The 12,159-nt window shown below is 67.0% G+C and carries 11 protein-coding genes; 8 read left to right on the top strand and 3 right to left on the bottom strand.

The genetic code is table 11. The features are described 5' to 3' along the window. On the top strand, positions 1-2,502 hold a 2,502-nt coding region (glnE, locus tag JYJ84_RS16430; protein WP_205189289.1), incomplete at its 5' end, for a bifunctional [glutamate--ammonia ligase]-adenylyl-L-tyrosine phosphorylase/[glutamate--ammonia-ligase] adenylyltransferase. A 116-nt stretch (positions 2,503-2,618) separates the two neighbouring features. Here the strand turns inward: glnE and recN are convergent. Together recN and JYJ84_RS16420 are read right to left on the bottom strand one after the other, a co-directional pair. After that, positions 2,619-4,268, bottom strand: a complete 1,650-nt coding sequence (recN, locus tag JYJ84_RS16425; RefSeq protein ID WP_175222356.1) for a DNA repair protein RecN — start codon at positions 4,266-4,268, stop codon at positions 2,619-2,621. A gap of 19 nt (positions 4,269-4,287) precedes the next feature. After that, positions 4,288-5,190 carry an NAD kinase gene (locus JYJ84_RS16420; protein ID WP_011351019.1) on the bottom strand — a complete coding sequence of 301 codons (903 nt, stop codon included), beginning with the start codon at positions 5,188-5,190 and terminating at the stop codon, positions 4,288-4,290. Positions 5,191-5,320: 130 nt separating this feature from the next. On the opposite strand from JYJ84_RS16420, the gene hrcA reads away from it, so the two are divergent. The 3 genes from hrcA to JYJ84_RS16405 all read left to right on the top strand — a co-directional run bounded on the left by hrcA (position 5,321) and on the right by JYJ84_RS16405 (position 8,047). Beyond that, complete coding sequence (gene hrcA, locus JYJ84_RS16415) at positions 5,321-6,343, top strand: heat-inducible transcriptional repressor HrcA (RefSeq protein WP_096472512.1); 1,023 nt, start codon at positions 5,321-5,323, stop codon at positions 6,341-6,343. A 147-nt stretch (positions 6,344-6,490) separates the two neighbouring features. Continuing rightward, the gene (gene hemH, locus JYJ84_RS16410) at positions 6,491-7,555 is read left to right on the top strand and encodes a ferrochelatase (RefSeq protein WP_174976863.1); all 1,065 of its coding nucleotides are present in this window, start codon (positions 6,491-6,493) and stop codon (positions 7,553-7,555) included. Between the two features lie 84 nt (positions 7,556-7,639). After that, positions 7,640-8,047, top strand: coding sequence for an RNA-binding S4 domain-containing protein (locus tag JYJ84_RS16405; protein ID WP_043189537.1), 408 nt, complete (start codon positions 7,640-7,642; stop codon positions 8,045-8,047). On the opposite strand, the gene JYJ84_RS16400 is transcribed toward JYJ84_RS16405, so the two are convergent. Continuing rightward, positions 8,019-8,180, bottom strand: a complete 162-nt coding sequence (locus tag JYJ84_RS16400) for a hypothetical protein (protein ID WP_164462531.1) — start codon at positions 8,178-8,180, stop codon at positions 8,019-8,021. The genes JYJ84_RS16405 and JYJ84_RS16400 overlap by 29 nt on opposite strands. A 355-nt stretch (positions 8,181-8,535) precedes the next feature. Here JYJ84_RS16400 and grpE point away from each other — a divergent pair, with 355 nt between their 5' ends. From grpE to JYJ84_RS16380, 4 genes are all read left to right on the top strand, one after another. Beyond that, the gene (grpE, locus tag JYJ84_RS16395) at positions 8,536-9,081 is read left to right on the top strand and encodes a nucleotide exchange factor GrpE (protein ID WP_122944536.1); all 546 of its coding nucleotides are present in this window, start codon (positions 8,536-8,538) and stop codon (positions 9,079-9,081) included. Positions 9,082-9,091: 10 nt separating this feature from the next. Beyond that, positions 9,092-9,532, top strand: coding sequence for a thioredoxin family protein (locus JYJ84_RS16390; RefSeq protein WP_175222355.1), 441 nt, complete (start codon positions 9,092-9,094; stop codon positions 9,530-9,532). Positions 9,533-9,680: 148 nt separating this feature from the next. Beyond that, on the top strand, positions 9,681-11,633 hold the full coding sequence (gene dnaK, locus JYJ84_RS16385) for a molecular chaperone DnaK (RefSeq protein ID WP_122944538.1): 1,953 nt from the start codon (positions 9,681-9,683) through the stop codon (positions 11,631-11,633). A gap of 266 nt (positions 11,634-11,899) precedes the next feature. Further along, the coding region (locus JYJ84_RS16380) for a DnaJ domain-containing protein (protein ID WP_205189287.1) at positions 11,900-12,159 on the top strand (260 nt) is incomplete at its 3' end.

Below are 12,159 nucleotides of genomic sequence, written 5' to 3'. Positions count from 1 at the left end.
CTCGCCGAAGTGGCCGTGCAGCGCTCGCTCGCGCTGCTGTCAGGCGAGCTCGAGGCGCTGTACGGCGAGCCGCGCGGCGCCGACGGCCAGCGCGTCGTGCTCGGCGTGGTCGGGATGGGCAAGCTCGGCGGCCGCGAACTGAACGTGTCGTCGGACATCGACCTGATCTTCGTCTACGAGGACGACGGCGAGACGACCGGCGGCGCGCGCGCGCCGCTGTCCACGCAGGAATACTTCACGCGGCTCGGCCGGCGCCTGATCGGCGTGCTGTCCGAGGTGACGGCCGACGGCTACGTGTTTCGCGTCGACATGCGGCTGCGCCCGAACGGCGATTCGGGCCCGCTCGTCTGCAGCCTCGGCATGCTCGAGGAATATTTCTACGTGCAGGGGCGCGAGTGGGAGCGCTATGCGTGGATCAAGGGGCGGCTCGTGTCGGAAGGCGACAGCGACGCGGCGCGGCGGCTGGAGTCGCAGCTCGAATCGATCGTCAAGCCGTTCGTGTACCGCCGCTATCTCGATTTCGGCGTGATCGGCGCGATCCGCTCGCTGCACCAGCAGATCCGGCAGGAAGCCGCGCGCCGCGCGTCGATGCGGCCCGACAAGGCCGACGACATCAAGCTCGGGCGCGGCGGGATCCGCGAGATCGAATTCAGCGCGCAGGTGTTCCAGCTGATCCGCGGCGGTCAGGACGCGGAATTCCGCGTGCGGCCGACGCTCGCGGTGCTGCGCCATGCGCAGGCGCGCGGGCTGATCGGCGAGGACGTGCGCGAGCGCCTGACCGACGCCTACAACTTCCTGCGCACGCTCGAGCACCGGCTGCAGTACCGCAACGACGCGCAGACGCACGCGATGCCGGTCGAGCCGGACGAACGCGCGGCGCTGGCCGCGTCGCTGGGCTTTGCCGATTATGCGGCGCTGATGGCGGTGCTGGACGGCCACCGCACGTTCGTCGAAGCGCAGTTCGACCAGATTTTTGCGGACAAGGCGAGCGGCGCGCCCTGCGCGACCGGCGATGACTCGGCGGCTGCGTGGATCTGGAGCGGCGCGCTGGCCGACGACGGCGAGGACGACGCGCTGGTCGCCCGTCTCGACGGCCTCGGCTTTACCGATCCGGCCGCGGTGCTCACCCGGTTGCGCGCGATCTGGCAGTCGTCGCGCTACACGGGCCTCGCGGAGAAGAGCCGGCAGCGCTTCGACAGCGTCGCGCAGCGGGCGCTCGAGGCCGCGCCGAACATCGACGCCGCGCGCCGCGACGACACGATCGTGCGCCTGTTCGACCTGCTCGAGACGGTCAGCCGGCGCGGCGTCTACCTCGCGCTGCTGACCGAGTATCCGGCCGCGCTCGACCGCGTGCTGTCGGTGCTCGGTGCGACGCGCTGGGGCGGCGGCTACCTGATCCGCCACCCGCAACTGCTCGACGAGCTGCTCGACGACGAGGCGATTGCGAGCCCGTTCGACTGGCCCGCGTTCAAGGACGCGCTGCGCGCGCGCCTTGCCGCGGCCGACGGCCCGGAGCAGCAGATGGACCTGCTGCGGCACGCGCAGCACGCGGAAGTGTTCCGGATCCTGCTGATCGATCTGGCCGGGCAACTGTCGGTCGAGCACGTGAGCGACCGCCTGTCCGAGCTGGCCGACGCGGTGCTCGACGTGACGATCGAAGTCGTCTGGTCGCAGCTCGCGAAACGCCATCGCGACGTGCCGAAGTTCGCGGTGATCGCGTACGGCAAGCTGGGCGGCAAGGAGCTCGGCTACGCATCGGATCTCGACCTGATTTTCCTGTATGACGATGCGGACGATCGTTCGGCAGATGTCTATACGACCTTCACGCGGCGCCTGATCACGTGGCTCACCACGGCGACCGGCGCGGGTGCGCTGTTCGACATCGACCTGCGGCTGCGGCCGAACGGCGAGGCCGGGCTGCTCGTCACCGATCTCGACGCGTTCCGCCGCTACCAGCTGCGCGAGGGCGACGCCGCGAATACCGCGTGGGTCTGGGAGCACCAGGCGCTGACGCGTGCCCGCTACAGCGCGGGCGACGCGCAGATCGGCGCGGACTTCGAGACGATCCGCCAGCAGGTGCTGACGACCCCGCGCGACGGCGGCGTACTCGCGAAGGAAATCGTCGACATGCGCGGCAAGGTGTTTGCCGGCCACCCGAACCAGACCGAGCTGTTCGACCTGAAGCACGATCGCGGCGGGATGGTCGACATCGAGTTCATCGTCCAGTACTGGGTGCTGCTGCACGCGTCGAGCGATGCCGAGCTGATCCGCAACACGGGCAACATCGCGCTGCTGCGCGAGGTCGCGCGCTTCGGGCTGATGGGCGAGGACGAGGCCGAGCGCGTCGGGGCGGCGTACCGCAAGTACCGGAAGCTGCAGCACAAGCTGCGGCTCGACGGGATGGAGAAGGCGCGGGTCGATCCGGCCGTGGTGGCCGACGAGCGGGCGGCCGTGACGGCGCTGTGGAACCGCGTGTTCGGGGCGATTGAAACGGATAGTTGAAACGATCGTTCGATGCGGTGCGGCAGGGCGGACGCGATTGAGCCGCCGCGCCAAAAAAAGACCGGCGCACGCGCCGGTCTTTTTGCATCCGATGAACGGATAACGGATGGCCGGCGTCAGGCCGCGAGCATTTCCTTCGCGTGCTTGCGCGTCGTGGCCGTGATCTCGAGCCCGCCGAGCATTCGTGCGACTTCCTCGATCCGGTTGGCGCGGTCGAGCGCAATGACCGTGGATACCGTGCCGCCGCGCGCGTCGGCGCCTTTCGCGACCTGGAAGTGGTGATCGCCGCGCGCGGCGACCTGCGGCAGGTGCGTCACGCACAGCACCTGGCGATCGCGCCCGAGCTGGTGCAGCAGGCGGCCGACCACTTCGGCAACGCCGCCGCCGATCCCCGTGTCGACTTCGTCGAAGATCAGTGTCGGCGTCGGGCTGGCCGCGCTGGCGATCACCGCGAGCGCGAGGCTGACCCGCGCGAGCTCGCCGCCCGACGCAACCTTCGCGAGCGGCCGCAGCGGCACGCCGGGGTGCCCGGCGACCCGGAATTCGACCTGTTCGAGCCCGTGCGGGCCGCCATCGGCGAGCGGCACGAGCGCGACTTCGAAGCTTCCGCCCGCCATCGACAGTTCCTGCATGCCGGCCGTGACGGCCGTGCCGAGCGTCCTGGCGGCCTGTGCGCGCGCCTTGGACAGATGCTTGGCGTCGTCGAGATAGGCTTCCCGCGCCTTGGCCTGCACCGCCTCGAGCGCGCCGAGATCGGCCGCCGCATCGAGCGCAGCAAGCTGCGCGCGGCGTGCGGCGTGTTCTTCGTGCAGCGTGTCGGGCGGCAGCCGGAACTTGCGGGCGGTCGAGTGCAGCGCATCGAGGCGGGTTTCGACCTGCGCGAGTCGCTCGGGGTCGAGGTCGACGCGCTGCGCATAGTGCGACAGCGAATAGACGGCTTCCTGCAACTGGATCTCGGCCGGTTCGAGCGACGCGAGCGCATCGCCGAGCGTGGTGTCGTAGTCGGCGAGGCTGCGCAGCTTCGACACGATCGCGCCGAGCTGCGCAAGCATCGCGTCGTCGGACTCGGACAGCGCGTTGAGCGCGCCGCGCACGCCTTCGATCAAGTTCGCCGAATGCGACAGGCGCTTGTGTTCGTTGCTGACTTCGTCCCATTCGCCGGGCTGCGGCGCGAGCTTGTCGAGCTCGGCGAGCTGCCAGGCGAGTTTCTCGCGTTCGAGCTGCAACTCGCGCTCGTGCGCCTTCGCGGCGTCGATCGCCTGCGTCGCGTCGCGCCACACGCGCCATGCGCGCGCGACGTTCGCGGCATCGGCGACGAGCCCCGCGTGGGTATCGAACAGCTCGCGCTGCGCGTCGGGCCGCATCAGCAGCTGGTGCGCATGCTGGCCGTGGATGTCGACGAGCATTTCGCCGAGTTCGCGCAGCTGCGCGAGCGTCGCGCTGGTGCCGTTGATGAACGCGCGCGACCGGCCGTTCGCATCGATCACGCGGCGCAGCATCACGGTGTCCTCGGTGTCGAACGCGTGTTCGTCGAGCCAGCGCGCGACGCGATCGTGCGGCGTGAATTCGGCGGTGATGTCGGCGCGGCCGCAGCCGTTGCGGACGACGCTCGCATCGGAACGTTCGCCGAGCGCGAGGGCGAGGGCGTCGATCAGGATCGATTTCCCGGCGCCGGTCTCGCCGGAAAAGACGGAAAAGCCGCTGTCGAATTCGAGATCGAGCGCGGCGACGATGACGAAGTCGCGGATCGAGAGGTGGCGGAGCATGGTGTCGGGCGGAGCGGCGTCAGGACGCCTTGTCGTCTTCGTTCGAGGCGTGTTCGTTCCAGTGCAGCTTCTTGCGCAGCGTCGCGTAGTAGCTGTAGCCGATCGGGTGCAGGAACGGCACCGTGTGCTTCGAGCGGCGCACCTCGATCGTGTCGTTCAGTTCGAGCGCGGTGAACGACTGCATGTCGAAGTTCACGTTGACGTCGCGCCCGCCGACGATCTGGATCGCGATTTTCGAATCGTCGGGCAGCACGATCGGCCGGTTCGACAGCGCGTGCGGCGCGATCGGCACGAGCACGATGCCCGCCAGCTGCGGATGGAGAATCGGGCCGGCCGACGACAGCGCGTAGGCGGTCGAGCCGGTCGGGGTGGCGACGATCAGGCCGTCCGAACGCTGGTTGTACATGTACCGGCCGTCGACCGATGCGCGCAGCTCGACCATCCCGGAGAAGCCGCTGCGGTTCACGACGACGTCGTTGAAGGCGATCGCGTGATAGATCGGTTCGCCGTCGCGCATGATGCGGGCCTCGAGCAGCGCGCGTTCCTCGCGCTCGAACTTGCCCGACAGGATCACCGGGACGAGCGCCTGCATGTCGGCCGCCGCGATATCGGTGATGAAGCCGAGCCGCCCGTGGTTGATCCCGATCAGCGGGGTCTTGTACGGCGCGAGCTGACGGCCGATGCCGAGCATCGTCCCGTCGCCGCCCAGCACGACCGCCACGTCGGCGCGCGCCCCGATTTCGGCCGGGGTCAGCGCCGGGTAGCCGGTGATGCCGATCTCGCGCGCGGTCTCGGCTTCGAAGACGACTTCGAAGCCGCGCTTGGCGACGCAGGCGGCCAGCGTGGCGAGCGGCTCGGCGATGTTCGGCGTGTTGCTCCGGCCGACGAGCGCGACGGTGTTGAACTGATTACCGGTTTTCATGCCGGCATTACACCATAGCTCGTTGACGAAAAGAACCGGCTGTGCGCAGACGGGGCCGGATCGGGCCGGCCCGCGCATCGGTGGCCACGCCACTCGCCGCGGTCGCGCGGTTGCGCTAAAATTTTCCACCATGCTAGATCCTCGCGCACGAACCCTCCTGAAAACCCTGATCGAACGGTATATCGCCGACGGTCAGCCAGTCGGATCGCGCACGTTGTCCCGTTACTCCGGGCTCGAGCTGAGCCCGGCGACGATCCGCAACGTGATGTCCGACCTGGAGGAGCTCGGCCTCGTGTCGAGCCCGCACACGTCGGCCGGCCGCGTGCCGACGCCGCGCGGCTACCGGCTGTTCGTCGACACGATGCTGACGGTCGAGGCGCCGATCGACGCCGAAGCCGTCGCGCGGCAGGTGCAGAACACGCTGCAGGCCGGCGAGCCGCAGCAGCGGGTCGTGGCGGCCGCCGCGAGCGTGCTGTCGAACCTGTCGCAGTTCGCGGGTGTCGTGCTCACGCCGCGCCGCAGCCACGTGTTCAAGCAGATCGAGTTCATGCGCCTGTCGGACAAGCGCATCCTGCTGATCATCGTCACGCCCGAGGGCGACGTGCAGAACCGGATGCTCGCGACGCCGCGCGATTACTCGCCGTCGCAGCTGACCGAGGCGTCCAACTACATCAACGCGCATTTCGCCGGGCTGTCGTTCGACGAGGTACGCCGCCGCCTGCGCGACGAGATCGACCAGTTGCGCGGCGACATGACCGCGCTGATGCATCTGGCGGTGACGGCCAGCACCGAGGTGCCCGACACCGAGGACACCGTGCTGATTTCCGGCGAGCGCAACCTGCTCGAGGTGGCGGATCTTTCCTCCGACATGGCTCGGCTGCGCAAGCTGTTCGACGTATTCGACCAAAAAACGGGCCTCCTGCAACTGCTCGACGTGTCGAGCCACGCCCAGGGCGTGCAGATCTTCATCGGCGGTGAATCGACGCTCGTGCCGATCGAGGAAATGAGCGTCGTGACCGCGCCTTACGAGGTGAACGGGCAGATCGTCGGCACGCTCGGCGTGATCGGCCCGACCCGCATGGCGTACAACCGCGTGATACCGATCGTCGACATCACCGCGCGCCTGCTGTCGCTCACGCTGAGCCAGCAGTAGCCTGCGCTCGCCAGCCCGATCCCGCCCCGTCATCGTGCCTCGGCGCCGCATGAGCCGGCAGTCGGCCGAACGGCCAGCCGACCGGTGTGGAGCGGCCCGCTATAATTGAGAGCCGTCCGGTCCCGTGCCCCGAGCACGTAATTGCCCATGCGTTTCGATCTTGAGCCGCCTTCGAGCACTGCGGCTGCCCATCGCATCGGCGTGCTGCTGATCAATCTCGGCACGCCCGACGCCCCTACACCGCGCGCGGTGCGGCGCTACCTGGCCGAATTCCTGTCGGATCCGCGGGTCGTCGAGATTCCGCAGGCCATCTGGCAGGTGCTGCTGCGCACGCTGATCCTGCCGCTGCGCGGCCGTGCTTCCGCGAAGAAATACGCGGCGGTCTGGATGCCCGAGGGCTCGCCGCTGCGCGTGTACACGGAGCGCCAGACCGACAGCGTGCGGCATCTGCTCACGTCGAACGGCTATCACGTGATGCTCGACTACGCGATGCGCTACGGCAGCCCGAACATTGCGCACGCGCTCGCGCAGTTCAAGCGTGCGGGCGTCGAGCGCGTGCTGCTGATGCCGATGTATCCGCAATACTCGGCGTCGACCACGGCCACCGCATTCGATGCCGCCTTCGACGCGCTCGCGCGCATGCGCAACCAGCCGGAAGTACGCACGGTGCGGCATTACGCCGACCATCCGGCCTATATCCACGCGCTCGCCGAGCAGGTACGCCAGTACTGGGCGCAGCACGGCCGGCCCGACTTTGCGGCCGGCGACAAACTCGTGCTGAGCTTTCACGGCGTGCCGAAGCGCACGCTCGACCTTGGCGACCCCTATCACGACCAGTGCCAGCAAACGGGCGCGCTGCTGATGGCCGCACTCGGGCTGTCGACGACCGAATGTCGCGTCACGTTCCAGTCTCGCTTCGGCAAGGCCGAATGGCTGCAGCCTTACACCGCGCCGACGCTGCGCGAGTTCGGCGAAGCCGGCGTGCGGCGGGCCGACGTGTTCTGTCCCGGTTTCACGGCCGACTGCCTGGAGACGATCGAGGAGATCGGCATGGAAGTGCGTGACGAGTTCCTTGCCGGCGGCGGCAAGGCGTTCCACCGCATTCCGTGCCTGAACGGCGCGCCCGCGTGGATCGGCGCGCTCGGCGAGATCGTCGCCGAGAATCTGCAGGGCTGGCCGGTCAGGGCCGCGCAGCCCGAAACGGTGAGCTGAGATGACACGACCCCCACGCTCACTTCGTTCACTGCCCCCCGAGGGGGCGGTCAGCCTCCTTGGGGCGGCCCGGCGGAGGCTGCGATGAATTACAAGATTTCGACCGAACCGGGCGCGAAGCTGCGCATCGACAAATGGCTGTGGGCCGCCCGGTTCTTCAAGACGCGCTCGCTCGCGACCGATGCGGTCGACAAGGGGCACGTGAAGATCGGCGGCGCGGCCGTCAAGCCGGCCAAGGACGTGCGCGTGGGCGACGAGGTCGAGATTGCGATCGACGGCATCGTCTGGCACATTGCCGTGCTCGGCGTGTGCGACGTGCGCGGGCCGGCGAGCGTCGCGCAGACGCTTTACGCGGAAACGGAAGCGGGGCGGGCCGCGCGGCTCGCCGAACTGGAGCGGCGCCGCACGTATCGCGAGCCGGCGGCTGAATTGCACGGCCGGCCGACGAAGCGCGACCGGCGCATCATCGACAGATTTTCTGGTGGGAGCTGAACATCTGGTCGAACGTCGCCCGCGCGCCCCCGTATTCGGTCGTGCGGTCGGTGACGGCTCCCGACAGGCAGATGGTGGTGGTGCCGGCAATGAGTACCAGCGCGACCACCGAGATCGCAAAGGTCAGTTTCACGGTACTCCCCTCGAGAAGAAGGGTGAAAACGGCGCCAGGTGGATGTCAGGCGGCGGTCAGCTAGGGGTAAACACGCTTTTCCGACGCTTGAGTGGAGTGTAGTGCAGCGGGCCTGTGCCAAGCTAGTACTTGCCAGGTAAGCGTTGTTACAGCCCGTTTCGCCCGATCTGACGGACTATGCGGGCGATGCACCGGTGCGACGCGCGGTTGTTTCGCGGCATTGGAGAATGCCGGCGAATAACCCTCTTGAAATCGTAGTTTTCACCCTTATTTGCACCAGCAATGTGCGGTGCCGCCGGGTATACGGTCCGGCGGTTGCCGATTTGGCTTCAACCTCTAATCGACTTTCAGCGACATGGAAAACACGCAAGAGAACCCGGCTACCCAATCGGCCGAAGATATCGGCAGCGAGAAGCAGGCGGCGCAAGGCGCTGCTCCCGCCGCCGAAGCAGCCGACGCGGCGCTCGCGGAGGCTCAAGCCAAGGTCGCCGAGCTGCAGGAGAGCTTCCTGCGGGCGAAGGCCGAGACCGAGAACGTTCGCCGCCGCGCGCAGGACGACGTTTCGAAGGCGCACAAGTTTGCGATCGAGAGCTTCGCGGAGCACCTGCTGCCCGTGCTGGACAGCCTGGAAGCGGCCGTCAGCGATACGTCCGGCGACATCACGAAGGTGCGCGAAGGTGTCGAACTGACGCTGCGCCAGCTGACGAGCGCGCTCGAGAAGGGCCGCGTCGTCGCGCTGAACCCGGTCGGCGAGAAATTCGATCCGCATCAGCACCAGGCGATTTCGATGGTACCGGCCGATCAGGAGCCGAACACCGTCGTTGCAGTGCTGCAAAAGGGCTATACGATCGCCGACCGCGTGCTGCGTCCGGCGCTCGTCACCGTCGCGCAGCCGAAGTAAGGCCGTCGCAATGGTGCCTGCCGGCGTCGATCCGGCCGCATTCGACACGTTTGACATGCAGGCGGTGGACGCCGGCACGTTCGACGCGGCGATCGACGGCGCGGGCGACGCACTCGCGGTGGTGTTCTTCTGGGGCGTCGACTGCTTCAACTGCGAGATCGCGAAGAAGGCGATGCTCGCCCAGCCCGACGCGATCCGCGCACTGGGCCTGAAGTGGTTCCATTGCAACGTGTACGAACACCACCAGCTGGGGCGCCGCTTCGGGCTGCACGGCGTGCCGACGTGGTTCTTCTTCCACCGCGGCAAGCGGCTGGGCCGCGCGACGGGCTGGCATGGCCTCGCGCAGTTCCAGGCCGCAGTGTCGGCGGCGCGCGCGAAGATCGCTGCGGCGACGGGCAATCCGGCGGGCAGCGATACGCCGGGCGGCGATCCGCTAGCCGGCGGCGATTGAAAAAATTTAATATCCGCATCGCTCGTCGGGTCTTGAAAACGGACCGGACGGACGCATTTCGGGAACAGAGTTGAATTCTGGCGCGCGAAACCGCCCCAAAACGCGGGGTTTTGCGCAGCAAACAAGCATTTCTGGAGATTAGGAAAAAATGGGAAAGATCATCGGTATTGACCTCGGCACCACGAACTCGTGCGTCGCCATCATGGAAGGCAACCAGGTCAAGGTCATCGAGAACTCGGAAGGCACGCGCACCACGCCGTCGATCATCGCCTACATGGACGACAACGAAGTGCTCGTCGGCGCGCCGGCCAAGCGTCAGTCGGTGACCAACCCGAAGAACACGCTGTTCGCGGTGAAGCGCCTGATCGGCCGCCGCTTCGAAGAGAAGGAAGTCCAGAAGGACATCGGCCTGATGCCGTACACCATCGTCAAGGCCGACAACGGCGACGCATGGGTCGAAGCACATGGCGAAAAGCTCGCGCCGCCGCAGGTTTCGGCGGAAGTGCTGCGCAAGATGAAGAAGACGGCCGAAGACTACCTCGGCGAGCCGGTCACGGAAGCCGTGATCACGGTGCCGGCGTACTTCAACGACAGCCAGCGCCAGGCAACCAAGGACGCGGGCCGTATCGCGGGCCTCGAAGTCAAGCGGATCATCAACGAGCCGACCGCAGCCGCGCTCGCGTTCGGCCTCGACAAGGTCGAGAAGGGCGACCGCAAGATCGCCGTGTATGACCTCGGCGGCGGCACGTTCGACGTGTCGATCATCGAAATCGCGGACGTCGACGGCGAAATGCAGTTCGAAGTGCTGTCGACCAACGGCGACACGTTCCTCGGCGGCGAGGACTTCGACCAGCGCATCATCGATTACATCATCGGCGAGTTCAAGAAGGAGCAGGGCGTCGACCTGTCGAAGGACGTGCTCGCGCTGCAGCGCCTGAAGGAAGCCGCTGAAAAGGCGAAGATCGAGCTGTCGTCGAGCCAGCAGACCGAAATCAACCTGCCGTACATCACGGCAGACGCGTCGGGCCCGAAGCACTTGAACCTGAAGATCACCCGCGCGAAGCTGGAAGCGCTGGTGGAAGACCTCGTCGAGCGCACGATCGAACCGTGCCGCATCGCGATCAAGGACGCAGGCGTCAAGGTGTCGGACATCGACGACGTGATCCTGGTCGGCGGCCAGACGCGTATGCCGAAGGTGCTGGAGAAGGTGAAGGAATTCTTCGGCAAGGATCCGCGCCGTGACGTGAACCCGGACGAAGCTGTCGCGGTTGGCGCGGCGATCCAGGGCCAGGTCCTGTCGGGCGACCGCAAGGACGTGCTGCTGCTCGACGTGACCCCGCTGTCGCTCGGCATCGAGACGCTCGGCGGCGTGATGACGAAGATGATCAGCAAGAACACGACGATCCCGACGAAGCACGCTCAGGTGTACTCGACGGCGGACGACAACCAGGGCGCCGTGACGATCAAGGTGTTCCAGGGCGAACGCGAAATGGCAGCCGGCAACAAGCTGCTCGGCGAGTTCAACCTCGAAGGCATCCCGCCGGCACCGCGCGGCGTGCCGCAGATCGAAGTGACCTTCGACATCGACGCGAACGGCATCCTGCACGTCGGCGCGAAGGACAAGGCGACCGGCAAGGAAAACAAGATCACGATCAAGGCGAACTCGGGTCTGTCCGAGGCTGAAATCGACCAGATGATCAAGGACGCGGAAGCGAACGCAGCGGAAGATCACAAGCTGCGCGAGCTGGCCGATTCGCGCAACCAGGGCGACGCGCTGGTCCACAGCACGAAGAAGGCGCTGACCGAGTACGGCGACAAGCTGGACGCGGGCGAGAAGGAAGCCATCGAAGCGTCGCTGAAGTCGCTCGAGGAAGTGCTGAAGGACGCGTCGGCTGACAAGGCTGCGATCGACGCGAAGGTCGAGGAGCTCGGCAAGGTTTCGCAGAAGCTCGGCGAAAAGATGTACGCCGACATGCAGGCCCAGCAAGCAGGTGCGGCCGGCGCAGCGGGTGCAGCGGAAGGCGCGGCTCATGCAGGCGGCGCGCAACAGGCTGCCGACGATGTCGTCGACGCCGAGTTCAAGGAAGTGAAGAAGGACTAAGCCGGGTTGCCCCGGTGCCGCACGCCGCGCGCGCAACCCGCGCGCGGCGCGGCTGACGGGTTGGCTGACAAGCGGTCTGTCTTTCCTTCCGGATGGCCGGATCGACTCCACGCCTGGCGGGCTTCGCGGCCCTCCGGGCACATTTGTTTTTTGGCGGGCGCTGCGTGACCGTCCCGAACGGGCCGGAGCCAGACGCGTCGAGAGACTTTACTGCGAGCGAAAGGAGCCGCCGCGTGCATGAGGCGCGGACGGCACAGTGAATCGATATGGCGAAACGGGATTACTACGAGGTTCTGGGCGTCGCAAAGAATGCGAGCGACGACGAAATCAAGAAGGCGTATCGCAAGCTTGCGATGAAGTATCACCCTGACCGCAATCCGGACAACAAGGATGCGGAAGAGCATTTCAAGGAGGTGAAGGAAGCCTATGAAATGCTGTCGGACGGCCAGAAGCGGGCAGCGTACGACCAGTACGGCCACGCGGGCGTCGATCCGAACATGGGCGGTGCGGGCGCACAGGGCTTCGG

The organism is Burkholderia sp. LMG 13014, assembly GCF_905232215.1.
Lineage (GTDB): Bacteria > Pseudomonadota > Gammaproteobacteria > Burkholderiales > Burkholderiaceae > Burkholderia.
The sequence above is the reverse complement of the archived record's forward strand: the minus strand, read 5'-3'. Positions and strand labels throughout refer to the sequence as shown.